Source organism: Pseudoalteromonas sp. A25 (assembly GCF_009176705.1).
Taxonomy (GTDB): Bacteria; Pseudomonadota; Gammaproteobacteria; order Enterobacterales; family Alteromonadaceae; genus Pseudoalteromonas.
On sequence record NZ_AP021846.1, the window covers coordinates 1,731,341 to 1,748,537 of the forward strand.

At 42.7% G+C, this 17,197-nt stretch carries 18 protein-coding genes; 13 read left to right on the plus strand and 5 right to left on the minus strand.

Annotated features, from left to right (window positions below):
• Positions 1–10: 10 nt before the first annotated feature.
• A complete protein-coding gene (locus tag GDK41_RS07395) occupies positions 11–1,186 on the minus strand; it encodes an isovaleryl-CoA dehydrogenase (RefSeq protein ID WP_152085802.1) in 1,176 nt (391 codons plus the stop codon).
• 20 nt (positions 1,187–1,206) lie between these two features.
• Positions 1,207–1,602: a MerR family transcriptional regulator gene (locus GDK41_RS07400; RefSeq protein WP_152085803.1), complete on the minus strand. Its 396-nt coding sequence runs from the start codon at positions 1,600–1,602 to the stop codon at positions 1,207–1,209.
• A 321-nt stretch (positions 1,603–1,923) separates the two neighbouring features.
• On the opposite strand from GDK41_RS07400, the gene GDK41_RS07405 reads away from it, so the two are divergent.
• From GDK41_RS07405 to GDK41_RS07435, 7 genes are all read left to right on the plus strand, one after another.
• On the plus strand, positions 1,924–3,102 hold the full coding sequence (locus tag GDK41_RS07405; protein ID WP_152085804.1) for a thiolase family protein: 1,179 nt from the start codon (positions 1,924–1,926) through the stop codon (positions 3,100–3,102).
• Positions 3,103–3,190: 88 nt separating this feature from the next.
• On the plus strand, positions 3,191–4,681 hold the full coding sequence (locus GDK41_RS07410) for a CoA-acylating methylmalonate-semialdehyde dehydrogenase (protein ID WP_152085805.1): 1,491 nt from the start codon (positions 3,191–3,193) through the stop codon (positions 4,679–4,681).
• Positions 4,682–4,766: 85 nt separating this feature from the next.
• Positions 4,767–5,924 carry an acyl-CoA dehydrogenase family protein gene (locus GDK41_RS07415; RefSeq protein ID WP_152085806.1) on the plus strand — a complete coding sequence of 386 codons (1,158 nt, stop codon included), beginning with the start codon at positions 4,767–4,769 and terminating at the stop codon, positions 5,922–5,924.
• 10 nt (positions 5,925–5,934) lie between these two features.
• On the plus strand, positions 5,935–6,711 hold the full coding sequence (locus GDK41_RS07420; RefSeq protein ID WP_152085807.1) for an enoyl-CoA hydratase: 777 nt from the start codon (positions 5,935–5,937) through the stop codon (positions 6,709–6,711).
• Positions 6,711–7,850: an enoyl-CoA hydratase/isomerase family protein gene (locus GDK41_RS07425; protein WP_152085808.1), complete on the plus strand. Its 1,140-nt coding sequence runs from the start codon at positions 6,711–6,713 to the stop codon at positions 7,848–7,850. The genes GDK41_RS07420 and GDK41_RS07425 overlap by 1 nt, the downstream gene beginning before the upstream one ends.
• Before the next feature lie 10 nt (positions 7,851–7,860).
• The gene (gene mmsB, locus GDK41_RS07430; RefSeq protein WP_152085809.1) at positions 7,861–8,748 is read left to right on the plus strand and encodes a 3-hydroxyisobutyrate dehydrogenase; all 888 of its coding nucleotides are present in this window, start codon (positions 7,861–7,863) and stop codon (positions 8,746–8,748) included.
• Between the two features lie 4 nt (positions 8,749–8,752).
• A complete protein-coding gene (locus tag GDK41_RS07435) occupies positions 8,753–9,514 on the plus strand; it encodes an SDR family oxidoreductase (RefSeq protein ID WP_152085810.1) in 762 nt (253 codons plus the stop codon).
• 53 nt (positions 9,515–9,567) lie between these two features.
• Here GDK41_RS07435 and GDK41_RS07440 read toward each other — a convergent pair whose 3' ends face one another.
• The gene (locus GDK41_RS07440) at positions 9,568–10,524 is read right to left on the minus strand and encodes an integron integrase (protein ID WP_152085811.1); all 957 of its coding nucleotides are present in this window, start codon (positions 10,522–10,524) and stop codon (positions 9,568–9,570) included.
• A gap of 344 nt (positions 10,525–10,868) precedes the next feature.
• Between GDK41_RS07440 and GDK41_RS07445 the strand changes: the two genes are divergently transcribed.
• On the plus strand, positions 10,869–11,237 hold the full coding sequence (locus tag GDK41_RS07445) for a hypothetical protein (RefSeq protein WP_152085812.1): 369 nt from the start codon (positions 10,869–10,871) through the stop codon (positions 11,235–11,237).
• Between the two features lie 114 nt (positions 11,238–11,351).
• On the plus strand, positions 11,352–12,005 hold the full coding sequence (locus tag GDK41_RS07450) for a hypothetical protein (protein ID WP_152085813.1): 654 nt from the start codon (positions 11,352–11,354) through the stop codon (positions 12,003–12,005).
• A gap of 398 nt (positions 12,006–12,403) precedes the next feature.
• On the opposite strand, the gene GDK41_RS07455 is transcribed toward GDK41_RS07450, so the two are convergent.
• Positions 12,404–13,558 carry an IS110 family transposase gene (locus tag GDK41_RS07455; protein ID WP_152085814.1) on the minus strand — a complete coding sequence of 385 codons (1,155 nt, stop codon included), beginning with the start codon at positions 13,556–13,558 and terminating at the stop codon, positions 12,404–12,406.
• A 118-nt stretch (positions 13,559–13,676) separates the two neighbouring features.
• Here GDK41_RS07455 and GDK41_RS07460 point away from each other — a divergent pair, with 118 nt between their 5' ends.
• Both GDK41_RS07460 and GDK41_RS07465 read left to right on the plus strand, forming a co-directional pair.
• Positions 13,677–13,955, plus strand: a complete 279-nt coding sequence (locus tag GDK41_RS07460) for a hypothetical protein (protein WP_152085815.1) — start codon at positions 13,677–13,679, stop codon at positions 13,953–13,955.
• 131 nt (positions 13,956–14,086) lie between these two features.
• On the plus strand, positions 14,087–14,605 hold the full coding sequence (locus GDK41_RS07465; RefSeq protein WP_152085816.1) for a hypothetical protein: 519 nt from the start codon (positions 14,087–14,089) through the stop codon (positions 14,603–14,605).
• Between the two features lie 410 nt (positions 14,606–15,015).
• Here the strand turns inward: GDK41_RS07465 and GDK41_RS07470 are convergent, their stop codons facing one another.
• Positions 15,016–16,170, minus strand: a complete 1,155-nt coding sequence (locus GDK41_RS07470) for an IS110 family transposase (RefSeq protein WP_152085814.1) — start codon at positions 16,168–16,170, stop codon at positions 15,016–15,018.
• Positions 16,171–16,293: 123 nt separating this feature from the next.
• Here GDK41_RS07470 and GDK41_RS07475 point away from each other — a divergent pair, with 123 nt between their 5' ends.
• Entirely contained in the window at positions 16,294–16,611 is a 318-nt protein-coding gene (locus GDK41_RS07475) for a hypothetical protein (protein ID WP_152085817.1), read from the plus strand.
• A gap of 106 nt (positions 16,612–16,717) precedes the next feature.
• Entirely contained in the window at positions 16,718–17,110 is a 393-nt protein-coding gene (locus GDK41_RS07480) for a hypothetical protein (protein ID WP_152085818.1), read from the plus strand.
• Positions 17,111–17,197: the final 87 nt, after the last annotated feature.

The following is a 17,197-nucleotide window of genomic DNA, read 5'->3' on the forward strand; positions in this document are numbered from 1 at the left end:
GTTTTATTCCTTAGCGGCTTTCTGTGAAAAGCTCTCGTCCAATTAGCATGCGGCGAATTTCAGAAGTACCTGCGCCGATTTCATATAGTTTTGCGTCACGTAATAAACGGCCAGTGGCATACTCGTTGATATAGCCATTACCGCCTAAAATCTGAATCGCATCTAGCGCCATTTTGGTTGCCAATTCTGCTGCGTATAAAATGGCACCAGCAGCATCTTTACGCGTTGTTTCACCACGGTCACATGCTTTGGCAACGGTGTAAACGTATGAGCGAGCAGCATTCATTTGCGTGTACATGTCAGCGATTTTGCCTTGGATAAGTTGGAACTCACCAATAGATTTATTAAATTGCTTACGCTCGTGAATATAAGGTACAACGATGTCCATACAAGCTTGCATAATGCCCAGAGGGCCAGCTGCAAGTACAACACGTTCGTAATCTAGACCACTCATTAGTACTTTAACGCCTTCGTTTAAGCCACCAAGAATGTTTTCTTCAGGTACTTCACAGTCTTCAAATACCAATTCACAGGTGTTTGAACCACGCATACCCAATTTATCTAGTTTTTGTGCGGTTGAAAAACCAGGGAAGTCTTTTTCAACTAAAAATGCGGTAATGCCTTTTGAGCCTGCCTCAAGGTCAGTTTTGGCGTAGATAACCAATACATCAGCGTCTGGACCATTGGTGATCCACATTTTATTGCCGTTTAAAATGTACTTATCGCCTTTTTTCTGTGCTTTAAGCTTCATTGATACCACGTCAGAGCCTGCGTTTGGTTCACTCATTGCGAGTGCCCCGATATGCTCGCCGCTAATTAATTTAGGCAGATATTTGCGTTTTTGCGCTTCGTTACCGTTGCGGTTAATTTGGTTAACACACAGGTTTGAATGTGCGCCGTAGCTTAAGCCAATAGAGGCACTGGCACGGCTGATCTCTTCCATCGCCACAACGTGCTCAAGATAGCCCATGCCGGCACCACCAAACTCTTCAGGAACAGTAATACCCAATAAACCCATATCACCAAACTGAGGCCATAGTTGATTAGGGAAGCTGTTATCTAAGTCGGTTTTTTCAGCTAAAGGGGCGATTTCTGCCGTTGCAAAGCTGTTTACATGGCTGCGGATCATGTCGGCTGTTTCGCCTAAACCAAAATTCATTTCTTTATATAACGATACGGTGCTCATAATAATTATCCTGTGAGAGATTATTCTTCTAAATTCTTTAACGTGTCGCGACAGCGGCGCTCGGCGGTAACCAGCTCCATCAACACAACTTTAATATCGTCCATTTGCTGACTTAAATCGGCTTTTTTCTCTTCGATTAGTTGCAACATGGTAGAGAGCTGTTTAGCGCTCGATTTATCAGCGTCATACAACTCGAATAAACGGCCAGTTTCTGCCAATGTAAAGCCCAAACGCTTGCCTCTGAGAATAAGCTTTAATCGCACTTTATCGCGTTTTGAGTAAACACGGGTTTGCCCGTGACGTTCGGGAGATAGCAAGCCCTGATCTTCATAAAAGCGTATGCTGCGCGTTGTAATATCAAATTCTTTCGCTAGTTCGCTAATTGAGTAGGTTTCTTCGTTATAGTTATCTTGCATGGTTATTTACACATTGACTTCAATACTGATTTGACCAATATAAGTGAAGTTTACGTAAAGGTAAAGCTGTGCGTGAAAACCATACTTTGGTATTAGGTGTGTTTTTCGCAATTTATATGACAAAAAAACATCAATAAACTGAGTAAATACGGCAGTTGGAAAGCTAAGTGTGCAACAAATGTTTACAAAACCAGACATCGCACTTTGCTTGATTTTAGATTTACGTTGGCGTAAACGTAAATATTATGTATGCTCAAATTAATTGATAAATCGTTTAAGCAGGATGCCATAACCAAGGGTATCTGTGAATAGGAGTTTAAAATGAGTAAAGATGCTGTAGTCATCGTAGCCGCAAAACGTACCCCGATGGGTGGCTTTATGGGCGCTTTATCTGGCGCGAGTGCAACAGAGTTAGGTGCAAGCGCTATTAAAAGCGTGATGGCACAGACGGGCCTAAGTGATGCGTCAATTGATGAAGTGATCATGGGTTGCGTATTACCAGCTGGCTTAGGCCAAGCGCCGGCGCGTCAAGCGATGTTACATGCAGGTCTTGCACGTTCAACAGGTGCAACCACAATTAACAAAGTATGTGGCTCGGGCCTTAAAGCTGCGATGTTAGCACACGATTTGATCAAAGCGGGTAGCATCAACTCGGCGGTTGCTGGCGGTATGGAAAGCATGACCAATTCGCCATATTTTATTCCTAAAGCACGTGGTGGCATGCGCATGGGCCATGGCGAAATTAAAGACCACATGATGGCTGACGGCTTAGAAGACGCTTACGACAACAAAGCCATGGGTTGTTTTGCACAAGACACTGCGGATCAGTACGGTATTACACGTGAACAAATGGACGAATTTGCTTTAGGCTCACTAAGTAAAGCAAACGCGGCAATTGAAAATGGCAGTTTCGATAACGAAATTTCACCTGTGACGTTATCTACTCGCAAAGGCGATGTGGAAGTAAGCATCGACGAGCAGCCAGGTAATGCACGTCCTGAAAAGATCCCTGGCTTACGCCCTGCGTTTAAAAAAGATGGCACAATAACCGCGGCTAACTCATCGTCTATTTCAGACGGCGCAGCAGCGCTTATTTTAATGAGTGAGTCAGAGGCCAAACGTCAAGGTTTAACGCCAATCTGTAAGATTGCAGGTCATGCAACACATTCACAATTACCGTCTGAGTTTACCTTGGCACCTGTGGGCGCAATGAACAAGTTACTTGAGCGCACTGGTTGGAGCAAAGACGACGTAGATCTTTGGGAGATCAACGAAGCGTTTGCCATGGTAACTATGCTCGCTATTAACGAACTGGGTTTAGACAGCAACAAAGTAAATGTTAATGGCGGTGCCTGTGCTCTTGGTCACCCAATCGGCGCAAGTGGCGCACGCCTTCTTGTTACGCTTATTCACGCTTTACGTAATCGTGGTTTATCTAAAGGTATCACATCGCTGTGCATCGGTGGTGGCGAAGCCGTGGCGCTAGCAGTAGAAGTCTAAATATCATTTTTTAGGGCACCAAAATAACAGGCAAGACAACTATTATAGCCTTTGGTGCCATGACACATAATCTGGGGAGGAGTGCACAATGCACCAAGTACCTTTATACATCAACGGCGAATTCACACAATCATCAACCGAAAAATGGATTGATGTTGTAAACCCTGCAAACCAAGAAGTATTAGCACAAGTGCCTTGTGCAACTGAGCAAGAAATGCGCGCAGCAATTGACTCGGCACAAGAAACATTTAAAACATGGAAAGAAGTGCCAGTTACGGAGCGCTCTCGTATCATGATGCGCTATGCTGCGCTGTTAAAAGAACATCATGATGAACTGGCAACCATTATTTGTCATGAGCTTGGTAAGACGTTTGAAGATGCTAAAGGTGACGTTTGGCGCGGCATCGAAGTAGTTGAACAAGCTGCTAATGCGCCATCAATGATGATGGGTGAAACGGTAGAAAACGTTGCCCGCAAAATTGACACCTACTCATACATGCAGCCGCTTGGCGTTTGTGCGGGTATTACACCATTTAACTTCCCTGCGATGATCCCACTTTGGATGTTTCCAATGGCGATTGTGTGTGGTAACACGTTTATTCTTAAGCCATCAGAACAAGACCCATTAACGCCAATGCGCTTAGTCGAATTATTTGAAGAAGCGGGCGCACCAAAAGGTGTTTTACAGGTTGTTCATGGTGCTAAAGAGCAAGTCGATCAAATTTTAGAAGCACCAGAAATACGCGCTATCTCGTTTGTCGGTTCTTGTGGTGTTGGTCAATATATCTACTCGAAAGGCACACAGCACCTTAAACGCGTGCAAGCGTGTGTTGGCGCTAAAAACCACATGGTGATCATGCCCGACTCTAAAAAAGAGCAGCTTATCAACAATCTAGTGGGTTCTTCTGTGGGGGCCGCTGGTCAGCGCTGTATGGGTATTTCGGTTGCGGTATTTGTTGGTCAATCTAAAGAGTGGGTAAATGATTTAAAAGAAGCGCTTTCAAAAGTTCGTCCAGGCGTTTGGGATGACCCACAAGCAGCGTATGGTCCGCAAACTACACCACAAGCAAAAGCGCGTATTTTGTCGTTAATTGAAAGTGCGAAACAACAAGGCGCAACGTGTTTGCTTGATGGCTCTGATTTTACCGTTGAAGGTTATGAGCAAGGCAACTGGGTTGGACCAACCTTATTTACTGACGTAACAACCGATATGGACCTGTACAAAGAAGAAATTTTTGGTCCTGTATTAGCGTGTATGTTTGTTGACACGCTAGAAGAGGCGATTGCGCTTATCAATGCGAGCCCATACGGAAACGGTACCTCACTGTTTACGTCAAGTGGTGCTGCAGCACGTAAGTTCCAACACGAAATTGAAGTTGGCCAAGTAGGCATCAACGTGCCAATTCCTGTGCCACTGCCATTTTTCTCATTCACAGGTTGGAAGGGCTCATTCTACGGCGACCAACACACCTATGGTAAACAAGGCGTGCGTTTTTATACCGAGACTAAAACCATTACCTCACGTTGGTTTGAAGACGATATCGCGTCTGGTCCAAACATGAGTATTAACCTGAAGTAATTCAGCGTTTCAAAAGAATAAAACAATAATTATTAACTAAGCCAGAGTCTCTCTGGCTTAGTCATCAACACAACAAGAGGTCTTTATGGACTTTAATCTAACCGAAGATCAACAGGCGTTCGCCGAAACTGCGTATCAATTTGCTATGAGCGAACTGGCTCCTAATGCCGCACTTTGGGACCGCGAACATATTTTTCCAAAAGACGTGATTAAAAAAGCCGGTGAACTTGGCTTTTGTGGTTTATACACGCCAGAAGAGGCCGGGGGCCTTGGTTTATCGCGTTTAGACTCAAGTATTATTTTTGAACAGCTTTCAATGGGTTGTACAGCAACTACCGCGATGTTGACCATTCACAACATGGCCACGTGGATGATCGCAAGCTTTGGTACAGACGCAGTAAAAGAAAAGTATATTGATCAACTGGTAATGGGTGAGTTACTCGCCTCATATTGTTTGACTGAGCCAGGTTCGGGTTCTGACGCAGCATCGCTTAAAACAAAAGCAGTAAAAGAAGGCGATGAATACGTATTAAACGGTTCAAAAATGTTTATCTCTGGTGCCGGTGAAACAGACGTATTGGTGGTTATGGCGCGTACTGGCGAAGCTGGCCCGAAAGGGATTTCAGCATTTGTAGTACCGGCGGATGCAGCGGGTGTTGAATATGGCAAAGCCGAAGAAAAAATGGGCTGGAATGCTCAACCAACTCGCTTAGTCACGCTTGAAAATGTGCGTATTTCTGCTGATCACTTACTTGGTCAAGAAGGCGAAGGCTTTAAGTTTGCCATGCAAGGCCTTGATGGCGGCCGTATCAATATTGCTACTTGTTCGATTGGCACAGCGCAACAAGCGCTCAATACAGCTAAGCAGTATATGCAGGAGCGCGAACAGTTTGGTAAACCTCTTGCTGCTTTCCAAGCGTTGCAGTTTAAGATTGCAGATATGAATACTGAACTTGTGGCAGCGCGTCAAATGGTGCGTTTAGCAGCATTTAAGCTAGATACCAATGACGCTGAGAAAACCACTTACTGTGCTATGGCAAAACGCTTTGCGACCGATGTGGGCTTTAAAGTATGTGACGATGCACTGCAAATTCATGGCGGTTACGGTTACATCAAAGAATACCCGCTAGAGCGTCATGTACGTGATGTACGCGTACACCAGATTTTAGAAGGTACTAACGAGATCATGCGTGTGATCATCGCACGTCGTATTTTAGCCGAAGGCGCAGCAAGCGTTTTATAAGGAGAACATCATGAGTGCACAATTAAAACTTGAAAAGCAAGGTAACACCGCAATTATCACCATGAGCAATCCACCTGCCAATACGTGGACAAGAGATACACTGGTTGGTTTAAAAGAATTAGTCAATGAGCTAAACGCAGATAAAAACATTTATGCGTTAGTGATCACAGGTGAAGGTGAAAAGTTCTTCTCGGCAGGTGCTGACTTAAACGTATTTGCCAGCGGTGATAAGGGTATTGCTGCAGATATGTCGCGTGTGTTTGGCGAAGCGTTTGAAACATTAAGCGATTTTAGAGGCGTGTCTATTGCTGCTATCAACGGTTTTGCAATGGGTGGTGGCCTTGAAGTTGCTCTAGCGTGCGATATTCGTATTGCCGAAGCACAGGCGCAAATGGCACTGCCTGAAGCGAAAGTTGGCCTGCTACCGTGCGCAGGTGGTACACAAAACCTGTCTTGGCTTGTTGGCGAGGGCTGGGCGAAGCGCATGATTTTATGTGGCGAGCGTCTAAAAGCGGATAAAGCGCAGCAAATCGGCTTAGTGGAAGACGTGGTCGAAACTGGCGAAGCGCTTAACGCAGCGCTTGCACTGGCTGAAAAAGTCGGTGAGCAAAGCCCTGTTGCAGTAACAGCATGTAAAGCACTTATTCAAAAAGGCCGCACGGGCAGCATTAACAGTGCATTGCCGTTAGAACGAGAGTTATTTGTAACCTTGTTTGACACGCAAGATCAAAAAGAAGGCGTTAACGCCTTTTTAGAAAAGCGTAAGCCTAACTGGGTGAATGGCTAATGGCTAAGTTAGAGTTACTCAATCAAGCAGATGCGCCTGTGATATTTGAGTTGGCGCACTGCGATAACGGTATGCAGGTTGCATTTGCGACGTTAAATGTGCCTAAAGCGCTCAATGCCCTCAACTTAGATATGATCCGCTTATTGGCACCACAATTAGATGCATGGGCTAAAGATGATCAAGTGGCCATGGTGGTGTTAAAAGGTGAAGGTGAAAAAGCATTTTGCGCTGGTGGCGATGTAGTTAGCTTATATAAAGCGATGGCAGCAAACGACGGTAACGACTACGTACAAACCTTTTTTGCCGAGGAGTATCGTTTAGATTATCAAATTCATACTTTTGATAAGCCTATCTTAACTTGGGGAAACGGTATTGTGATGGGCGGCGGCTTAGGTTTGATGGCGGGTGCTAGCCACAAAGTGGTTACACAGAGTGCACGCATTGCTATGCCTGAGATCACTATTGGCTTATACCCTGATGTAGGCGGCAGTTACTTCCTTAATAAAATGCCACAAGGTGTGGGGCTATTTTTAGGCCTGACGGGGGCATCTATTAATGCCAGTGACGCACGTTACACAGGCCTTGCCGATCATTTTGTTGATGCAGATAAGTACGGCGAGCTGCTGGCTGAGTTACTGGGCATTAATTGGGATAAAGCCAGTCGTGTAAATCATGAAAAGCTCACTCAAGTGCTAATAGACCTTGATAAAAACTCAGCCCAACCACCGGCAAGTGAACTTAAAGCCATTCAACCGCAGCTTGATGAGCTTAACGCTTTGAGTTCATTACAGGCACAAGTTGACTACATTTTGGCACTGCCAAGTGATGATAACAAGTGGTTAAGCCGTGCCCAAAAGTCGCTAAAACATGGCTCAGCACTGAGCGCTGTGTTGGTGAGTGAGCAACTTAAAGCAGGCAAGGGTAAAACCCTAAAAGAATGCTTTATGTTTGAATTGGGCATGAGTGTACAAGCGGGCATAACGGGTGAGTTTCAAGAAGGTGTGCGCGCATTACTAATTGATAAAGATGGTGCACCGCAGTGGAAATTTAACTCGGTAAGTGATGTGACGGCCAGCGCTGTTACCCCATTTTTAACGCCTAAATGGGATGAGCAAGCTCATCCTCTAGCGGATATGTAAGGAGTAGAACATGGCAAAGATCGGATTTATAGGCCTTGGCAATATGGGTGGCCCAATGGCGAGCAACCTTATCAAAGCTGGCCATGATGTGACGGTATTTGACTTAAGTGATAGCGCCGTTAAAGAGCTTACTTCGCAAGGCGCGAGTGCCGCAGACAATGTCGAACAAGTCTGTACTGATGCGCAATTCGTAATTAGCATGTTGCCAGCGGGCAAGCATGTACGCATGATCTATTGCGGTGAAAATGGTTTGGTTAGCCATTTAGATAAGTCAACGTTGGTTATTGACTGCTCCACAATTGACGCAGAGTCGGCGCAATTTGTTGGTGGTGAGCTTGCAAAAGCAGGCATTAGTTTTGTAGATGCACCCGTATCAGGCGGTGTTGCTGGTGCTGCAGCAGGAACACTTACCTTTATAGTTGGTGGCTCAGACGCAGACTTTAACCGTGCCAATACAGTTTTAACTGCTATGGGTAAAAATATTTTCCATGCGGGTGATATTGGCGCTGGGCAAGTAGCTAAGATCTGTAACAACATGCTGTTAAGTATTTTGATGGCAGGCACCAGTGAAGCACTACAAATGGGTATTGACCATGGTCTTGACCCTAAAGTGCTCAGCGAAATTATGCTCAATAGCTCTGGCCGAAACTGGACGTTAGAGCTTTATAACCCATGTCCTAATGTGCAAGAAAATGTGCCGAGTTCAAATGGGTATAAGCCTGGTTTTATGGTTGATTTAATGGCTAAAGACTTAGGCCTTGCTCAGCAAGCTGCCCAGCAAACTAACTCAGCTACGCCATTAGGTGCGATGGCTAAAAACCTGTATAACCTGATGCAAAACCAAGGCAAAGGCGCAGAAGACTTTAGCGCAATCTTTAAATTATATAGTGAAAAGTAACCCTATGGATATTAACAATAAAACCGTAGTGATCACCGGTGGTGCGCAGGGCTTAGGCTTTGCAATGGCAACCGAGATGGCCAAGCTAGGTGCAAACCTAGCGCTGATTGATATGCAAGAAGACGTACTGGCGAGTGCTAAAGCCGAGTTAAGCAAACTAGGTACACAAGTGCACACCTACGTTGCAAATGTCAGTGTTGAGAGCGAAGTAGAAGCGGTATTCAATGCGATTCAAGCAGATTGCGGCAATATTGCCGTATTAATTAACAACGCTGGCATTTTGCGTGATGGTTTATTACTCAAAGCCAAAGAAGGCAAAGTAATCGACAAAATGGCGCTATCGCAATTTCAATCAGTGATTGACGTAAATCTTACTGGCGTTTTCCTATGTGGCCGTGAAGCAGCGGTTAAAATGGTTGAAGCCGGTGAGGGCGGCGTGATCATTAATATGTCGAGCGTAGCGCGCGCTGGTAATATGGGTCAAACCAATTACTCTGCGGCAAAAGCGGGTGTGGTTGCCATGACAACCAGCTGGGCCAAAGAGCTAGGTCGCTTTGGTGTTCGTGTAGGAGCCATTGCACCGGGTGTTATTCGTACAACCATGACCGACGCCATGAAGCCAGAAGCCAAAGAGCGTTTAGTTAAAATGAAGCCAGTCGGGCGTTTGGGCGAGGCCGAAGAAATTGCCCATACAGCTAAGTACATCATCGAGAATGACTTTTTCACTGGTCGAGTTGTAGAGATTGACGGCGGTATTCGCTTGTAATTAAGCGTTAAATAAGCATTTTAAAAGGCATATACCTTTGGTACATGCCTTTTTTATTTGTCGATAGGGCTGCTTGTGAAGGCAAAGGTATCGCCAATGACGTGAGTATAAATTTGTGTAGTTTTAACGTCTTCATGGCCAAGCAACGTTTGTACAGTGCGTATATCTGAGCCTGCTCGCAACAATTCAGTCGCGAAAGAATGCCTAAAAGTGTGCGCTTTTACCCGCTTATAGATATCTGTTTTCAATAAAGCTGTACGCAGTGCTTTGCGAAACGTTGTTTCATGTATGTGATGTCGGCACACATAGTTATCATACGGATGCACACACCGTGTGCTTGAAGGAAACAGATATTGCCACGCAAAATCTTTCACAGCGTGTTTATATTTCCTAACAAGGGACGGCGGCAAAGATGCCATACCAAAGCCGTCGTCTAGGTCACGCTTATGTACACGTTTTACATCGTCAATTTGTAACTGTAATGGTTGATATAAGGTCTTTGGTAATAGCGTGTAGCGGTCTTTTTTACCTTTACCCCTAAAAACAAAAATTGTACCTTGATTAAAGTCTAAATCTTTAACCCTTAATGATAACGCTTCATTTATACGTAAGCCGCTACCGTATAGCATGTTTGCGATGAGTGCATATTTGCCATGTAAATGACTAATTATTTTTATCGCTTCATCATGCGTGAGTACGGTAGGCAATGCTTTTTCTACTTGGCTAGAAGCGTAATTTAAACCTTTAATTTCTCGTTTTATGATATAGCGATATAAAAATATGATGGCGCATAGCGCAAGGTTTTGCGTTGCAGCACTTACCAGCCTGTTGCAAGCTAAATGATTAAGAAAGCGCTCAATCTCAACATTACCCATTCCTTCTGGGTGGCGCTTATCGTTAAACAAAATAAACCGTTTTATCCAATGCAGATAAGCTTTTTCAGTTTTCAAACTATAGCGACGAGTTCTAAGCTCAATGCGTACAGATTCCAAAAAAGGTGACTTGTTCATAGTAAATCCATTTACTGTGGTTTTATACAGGTATAATTTAAGGCATTAAACTTTGCAACTAGAGACCCCGTTAATTTTTGTTTCGATTTTACGACCGAAGACTCGAAAGATGGCCTATCTAATTGATTCTAATTAGATTTGATCTTTAAGATAAATTGACTCATTCTCGTTTAAGTAGATTCTCGTTTTGTTCTAGAGTGGTTGTTGGTTTTTTGAGGGCAAAATAGAGTTTAACATGCTAATATTCGGCGTAATTAAATTTGTTAATTGGTGTGATGTAGTGATAGTGGGTAAGACATTAACGCGAATTCACGCTAATACACTGTTAAGTTGCTAAGGAAAGTATGGCATCTCTCAAACCTCTAAAAGGTGTCGCTTATGACATCGCGCATCATGCACAAAGCGGATTAAGCTTTTTACATCCTCATTTGGGGGAAATGTGCAGAGAAGTAGGTATAACCGAAGCAACTATTGACTTAATGGCTAATGAATCTTATCCCGCAGAGCTGAGAGAGTACAAACCTTTAAAACTAGCAATAGGCGCGCTTAAAGATAAATTTGCCATTATCCTTAGCAAAAGAGAAATGAGTCTGGATTTTATTAGTGAGTTAAAGCTTAAATTTATTTTTTATACCGCTGACAACTCACTTTGTGCAGTAGAGTCAACCTTGGTAAAAACAAATGGTATAACTCACATACAAACAGTGAAATAGCAACTTAACAAGTTACTCAAAAGGACGCAAAACGCTTGGCTTGTGCTCCTTCGTCGCTAATTTTAGCCAAGCATTTATGCGCCCATTAGTAAGGCGTTAGGCTTTACAGGAAATATGAGTATCAAATTGACCTCAAAGTTCATTACAACAATTGAAATCATCATCTTGTTAGTAGCTTTATTACTAGGAGGGTTATGGATATCTGATCCTGATGGCAACTATGAGCCTATTTTAGTTTTTTTGGGCTTTACATTAACTGTTTTAGAAGTTGTTAAACGTAAAAGTAAAGCTAATGTAAAAAGTGAAGATGTAAAACCCAAGCAACATGCTAGGCGATATTTGGATCAGCCGCATCAAGTTCACTTTATTCAAAGCCTACCGAGATTGAAAAAAGTTGCTGAAGAAAGCTCTCAACAATTATGGGATAGTGGGATTACTGCCAATATGAGACAAGGCAGTTATGATTTAATTGATTTCCTAAAAGATAATTGGGTCAAGTTAGCTGAGTTTTACCCTCCCTTACATTTTGATGGCAAAGAACCTAGAGATTACATTTCTGAATATACTAAAAATCGTTTTAGCTTCCACCGGGCTAACCTTGAGCCAAATGGTCCAGGTACAGGAGGTTCAATTGTTCATGTAATGGTAGGTGGCGATGTAATTGCTGATTTGGAAAAAATGATAGAGGAAACTGTTTGTACATTGTCTTTAAACTCTGACTCTATTGAATTTACCGAATGGAAACAGCAATGGCGTGGTAAAGCCTAACAAGTTGCTCAAGTAGGACGTAAAAAGCTTGGCTTACGCTCCTACGTCGCTAATTATAGCCAAGCATTTTACGCCTCTTAGCAAGGCGTTGGTATGACTCCCACTGTCAAGTTAAACACACTGAGCCTTGCCTAACTATAAGCCATAATTTCTTAACTCGAATTAGAGAGAGTTAACGCATAGGATGAAGCAAGTAATTTCGTCGGTTTTCATGCTGGTATTCGTTGGTTATTACTATTTCTAGTAACAGAGCAGACCTTACTTAGCTCGACGTGGCACCTATCTTCAGTCTATGTTCGTGGTTCAATGTCGCGGTAACAACATTGCCATCCTAACGCCGTCGGTGGTTGTGCCACACCCGATGCTTGACCCAATGCATTAACTCTAATTCGTTCATATTAAGCAGGTACTCTTGATAATCGTAATTTATGATTTATCGGTGAGAGTACAATCTGTTTAGCGATTGCCCAGATATAAGCAATCATTTCACGGGCAATGGCGGTGACAACCAAGTTGTAATGCTTGCCTTTATTAATGAGCTTTTTATAACGTTTACACAGTCTTAATTGTGCTTTCCATGCGATATCAACAATCTGTTTTGGTAAACCTTCTTGTCGTTTTTGTAACTCGGTCGATATGTTGGCTGCATGACGGTAACTATGAGCACCTTCGACCAATAAGCGCCTTGCGCGACCATTGCCACATCTAGTAATTGCGCCAATGTGCCTTTTACCACCGCTCGAGTGCTCACTTGGTACAAGGCCAAGGTAACTCATCAATTTACGCGGATGGTCGAAACGGGTTAAATCGCCAAGCTCAGCCACAACGCCAGCGGCCACGAGTAAGCGAACGCCGCGCATAGCCTGAATGGCTTTAACAACAGGGTAGTATCGCCATTGACAAACATGGTGAGAGAGTTCATTGTCGAGTCGCTCTAATCGTGCAGTTCGCTCGTTTATAGTTTGAATAAACTCTTGTAAAACGATTTGTTGTGCGGGGTGTGGCAACACCAGTTCAGTGAGCCAACGTAAGTGTTTAAGAGACCAGTTTGCAGTGCCTGCGTAGTTAATATTGTTGCGAAGAAGCAGTGCTTTTAGCTGGTACTTCGCATCTTTTAAGTCTTTCATCGCGACTTCTCGAGCACGAGATAAATCACGAATAGCTTCATCTTCTGGCTCAGGCACATAAATAGGAGTTAAGTCTTCAGACTTAAGTAATTTAGCCAGTTTAAGTGCGTCACGCTTGTCAGTTTTTACACGCTCGCCAGGTTTTTTAGGAATAAGCGAAGGTGCAACAACGTAACAACAATGCCCAAGAGAAGTGATTAAGCGATAAATCCAGTAACCACAAGGGCCAGCTTCATAAACGAAATGCAGAGTTGCGTTTGGGTATTTAGATTCAAATTGCCTGATAAGCTTTTTAATAGCGACTTTAGCAGAAGAAATGCGACCGAAATGAATGGGTTGTGCGCCGCGGTTATCTTCGATGTAGGCAACTTCAATGAACTCTTTATGAGTATCTAAGCCAATGAAAAGTATGTTATGTTTAGTCATGCTAGCCTCTGCTATTTAGTTATTTGACAAACTAATTATGGCTCTGGCTTTAAGCTAACCCACGAAAATGCGGAGGCTAGCACCGTGTGGGAGTCATTATGTCTATGTGTAAATGAGTATGAATCGAGATCCGTATATAACTTTTATTGGAGCAAAAGGCGTAGCATTTGCGTGGATAGGTTCAGTTCTTGGCCCACTATTTATTCTTTCCACTCTTGGCGATTTCAAACATGCAAATACCTATATTGGTTTGGTATTTATATTAATCGTTGTGCTTTCAATCCGTGACGGATTCAAAGCTAAAAAGCATGGTAAAACTTCTGACTTTATTGCTCTAGCTATAATGCCAATTTTAATTCCTATTGGTTGTGTTTTATGGTTTGCTTTTAGTAAGTAAATTCAATAAATTACACATAACAAGCAGTTAAAGCGGGACTTTTTAAAGTTTGCTCGGTTCCGCTTCGCTACACAATTTTAGCAAACTAATAAAAAGCCCCTTAACGTGGGCGTTATGCGTATGGAGTATGCATGAAGTATATTTTCTTAATTCTAACTTTTTTAAGCACAGCTGCTTTGTCTATTGAGTGGGCTGATGAAGATTGCGGGCAATGGAATGCATATAAGGGAAAAGTATTCTCACTGGATATTGGAACTTCGTTTCATGGGAGAGCATTGTTTAAACTATGTAAATCAGAAACACAAAACTTTATTAGTGTACTAACAACCCAAAGTTCTCGTAAAGATGAAGTAAAAGAAATCGTAGAAACAACTACCCGTAAGCATATTAATATATCAAAAGAGGAATATGAAAAAATATTCAATCTTTATGAAGTCGCGCTGCAATATAACACCCTTGATAAATCTTCAGGAACTGATGGCTCCAATTGGTGTATAGAGTCACAACGAAGCTTTACATATACCAAAGCGTGTTTTTGGACACCTAGTTATAATTCCGAAGAGAGAGGGCTAAAAGGTTTAAATGATCTAGGTTCTTATCTTTGGGAGTTTGCAAACCTAAGTAAAAATAAAGAAATGCGTCTTTACTAAGATACGCATAACAAGCTGTTTAACAAGGACAAAATACAGTTGGCTTTTGCTCCTTCGTCGCTTAATTTTAGCCAACTATATTTTGCCCCTTAACAGGGCGTTGGTATGACTCCCACTGTCAAGTTAAACACACTGAGCCTTGCCTAACTATAAGCCATAATTTCTTAACTCGAATTAGAGAGAGTTAACGCATAGGATGAAGCAAGTAATTTCGTCGGTTTTCATGCTGGTATTCGTTGGTTATTACTATTTCTAGTAACAGAGCAGACCTTACTTAGCTCGACGTGGCACCTATCTTCAGTCTATGTTCGTGGTTCAATGTCGCGGTAACAACATTGCCATCCTAACGCCGTCGGTGGTTGTGCCACACCCGATGCTTGACCCAATGCATTAACTCTAATTCGTTCATATTAAGCAGGTACTCTTGATAATCGTAATTTATGATTTATCGGTGAGAGTACAATCTGTTTAGCGATTGCCCAGATATAAGCAATCATTTCACGGGCAATGGCGGTGACAACCAAGTTGTAATGCTTGCCTTTATTAATGAGCTTTTTATAACGTTTACACAGTCTTAATTGTGCTTTCCATGCGATATCAACAATCTGTTTTGGTAAACCTTCTTGTCGTTTTTGTAACTCGGTCGATATGTTGGCTGCATGACGGTAACTATGAGCACCTTCGACCAATAAGCGCCTTGCGCGACCATTGCCACATCTAGTAATTGCGCCAATGTGCCTTTTACCACCGCTCGAGTGCTCACTTGGTACAAGGCCAAGGTAACTCATCAATTTACGCGGATGGTCGAAACGGGTTAAATCGCCAAGCTCAGCCACAACGCCAGCGGCCACGAGTAAGCGAACGCCGCGCATAGCCTGAATGGCTTTAACAACAGGGTAGTATCGCCATTGACAAACATGGTGAGAGAGTTCATTGTCGAGTCGCTCTAATCGTGCAGTTCGCTCGTTTATAGTTTGAATAAACTCTTGTAAAACGATTTGTTGTGCGGGGTGTGGCAACACCAGTTCAGTGAGCCAACGTAAGTGTTTAAGAGACCAGTTTGCAGTGCCTGCGTAGTTAATATTGTTGCGAAGAAGCAGTGCTTTTAGCTGGTACTTCGCATCTTTTAAGTCTTTCATCGCGACTTCTCGAGCACGAGATAAATCACGAATAGCTTCATCTTCTGGCTCAGGCACATAAATAGGAGTTAAGTCTTCAGACTTAAGTAATTTAGCCAGTTTAAGTGCGTCACGCTTGTCAGTTTTTACACGCTCGCCAGGTTTTTTAGGAATAAGCGAAGGTGCAACAACGTAACAACAATGCCCAAGAGAAGTGATTAAGCGATAAATCCAGTAACCACAAGGGCCAGCTTCATAAACGAAATGCAGAGTTGCGTTTGGGTATTTAGATTCAAATTGCCTGATAAGCTTTTTAATAGCGACTTTAGCAGAAGAAATGCGACCGAAATGAATGGGTTGTGCGCCGCGGTTATCTTCGATGTAGGCAACTTCAATGAACTCTTTATGAGTATCTAAGCCAATGAAAAGTATGTTATGTTTAGTCATGCTAGCCTCTGCTATTTAGTTATTTGACAAACTAATTATGGCTCTGGCTTTAAGCTAACCCACGAAAATGCGGAGGCTAGCACCGTGTGGGAGTCATTATGTCTATATGCCAAGGAGGCTCAGTTGCCAACTCATCATTTAGTACCAAAATGTGGTTGGAAGGACTACTCAAAGAATGTCAGTGTTTCAGAGTTTATTTTTGACGAGCTGATTCCATTGGTTAACTCGGGAAAAATGGACTATGAAAATTTTATCGTAGGTTCAGGAGAGTTTTCGAATGACAGTGGTTACTGTTCAATGGAATTCGTTGTACCTCTATATGATGAGGACATCGAAGAATTATCAAAGTTGCAAATTAGCTACGACTCTAAAACTGACAATATATTTGCTTTGTTGGATACTAAGTTAAGAAGCAAATTTGAGTTGATAGAAACGCTGTAATGGCATATAACAAGCTAATAAACAAGGACAAAAAAACAGTTTGCTGTTTTCGTTCCTCAACATTTTAGCAAACAATTTTTTGCCCATTATTAGGGCGTTAAATGCCATGGACACATTAGAGAAACTCGCACAGAAAAATAAAGCTCATCAGAAGCATCAGAGTAATGGACGCTTTTCAACTATCGTCATGATCTTGGTTTTGGTTCCATTTTTATTTGGAATTGCCATCGATGTTGGGGCTATTAATTCATCTCTGAACTTTAACCTTTGGTTGTATGGATTAGGCGCGCTTTGCTTTGGGTTACCTCTAGCGGCCATGGGAGATCTTATGCTTTTCTCGCGCTGGTTAAAAATTTCTGGTTTAATTATTACCCAGGGTTGGTTCATTTACTTTTGGGCTTTTCAAATGCAATCTTGGCTAGCGTTTGTACCATTAGTGCCAGCATTTGTTTTACTACAAATACAAATGCCCAAAATTAAAAAACAAGCTGAGCGCTAGAAAAATGGCATTTAACAAGTTAAATCATCGGAAAACCGCTCACTGGCTGCGCCAAAACGTTCGCGTTTTCCGCTGTTTAAAGCGTTA

Excerpts from the sequence above, each read along its gene's own strand:
- GDK41_RS07395 (WP_152085802.1), bottom strand. The coding sequence starts at position 1,186 with ATGAGCACCGTATCGTTATATAAAGAAATGAATTTTGGTTTAGGCGAA.
- GDK41_RS07400 (WP_152085803.1), bottom strand. The coding sequence starts at position 1,602 with ATGCAAGATAACTATAACGAAGAAACCTACTCAATTAGCGAACTAGCG.
- GDK41_RS07405 (WP_152085804.1), top strand. The coding sequence starts at position 1,924 with ATGAGTAAAGATGCTGTAGTCATCGTAGCCGCAAAACGTACCCCGATG.
- GDK41_RS07410 (WP_152085805.1), top strand. The coding sequence starts at position 3,191 with ATGCACCAAGTACCTTTATACATCAACGGCGAATTCACACAATCATCA.
- GDK41_RS07415 (WP_152085806.1), top strand. The coding sequence starts at position 4,767 with ATGGACTTTAATCTAACCGAAGATCAACAGGCGTTCGCCGAAACTGCG.
- GDK41_RS07420 (WP_152085807.1), top strand. The coding sequence starts at position 5,935 with ATGAGTGCACAATTAAAACTTGAAAAGCAAGGTAACACCGCAATTATC.
- GDK41_RS07425 (WP_152085808.1), top strand. The coding sequence starts at position 6,711 with ATGGCTAAGTTAGAGTTACTCAATCAAGCAGATGCGCCTGTGATATTT.
- mmsB (WP_152085809.1), top strand. The coding sequence starts at position 7,861 with ATGGCAAAGATCGGATTTATAGGCCTTGGCAATATGGGTGGCCCAATG.
- GDK41_RS07435 (WP_152085810.1), top strand. The coding sequence starts at position 8,753 with ATGGATATTAACAATAAAACCGTAGTGATCACCGGTGGTGCGCAGGGC.
- GDK41_RS07440 (WP_152085811.1), bottom strand. The coding sequence starts at position 10,524 with ATGAACAAGTCACCTTTTTTGGAATCTGTACGCATTGAGCTTAGAACT.
- GDK41_RS07445 (WP_152085812.1), top strand. The coding sequence starts at position 10,869 with ATGGCATCTCTCAAACCTCTAAAAGGTGTCGCTTATGACATCGCGCAT.
- GDK41_RS07450 (WP_152085813.1), top strand. The coding sequence starts at position 11,352 with ATGAGTATCAAATTGACCTCAAAGTTCATTACAACAATTGAAATCATC.
- GDK41_RS07455 (WP_152085814.1), bottom strand. The coding sequence starts at position 13,558 with ATGACTAAACATAACATACTTTTCATTGGCTTAGATACTCATAAAGAG.
- GDK41_RS07460 (WP_152085815.1), top strand. The coding sequence starts at position 13,677 with ATGAATCGAGATCCGTATATAACTTTTATTGGAGCAAAAGGCGTAGCA.
- GDK41_RS07465 (WP_152085816.1), top strand. The coding sequence starts at position 14,087 with ATGAAGTATATTTTCTTAATTCTAACTTTTTTAAGCACAGCTGCTTTG.
- GDK41_RS07470 (WP_152085814.1), bottom strand. The coding sequence starts at position 16,170 with ATGACTAAACATAACATACTTTTCATTGGCTTAGATACTCATAAAGAG.
- GDK41_RS07480 (WP_152085818.1), top strand. The coding sequence starts at position 16,718 with ATGGACACATTAGAGAAACTCGCACAGAAAAATAAAGCTCATCAGAAG.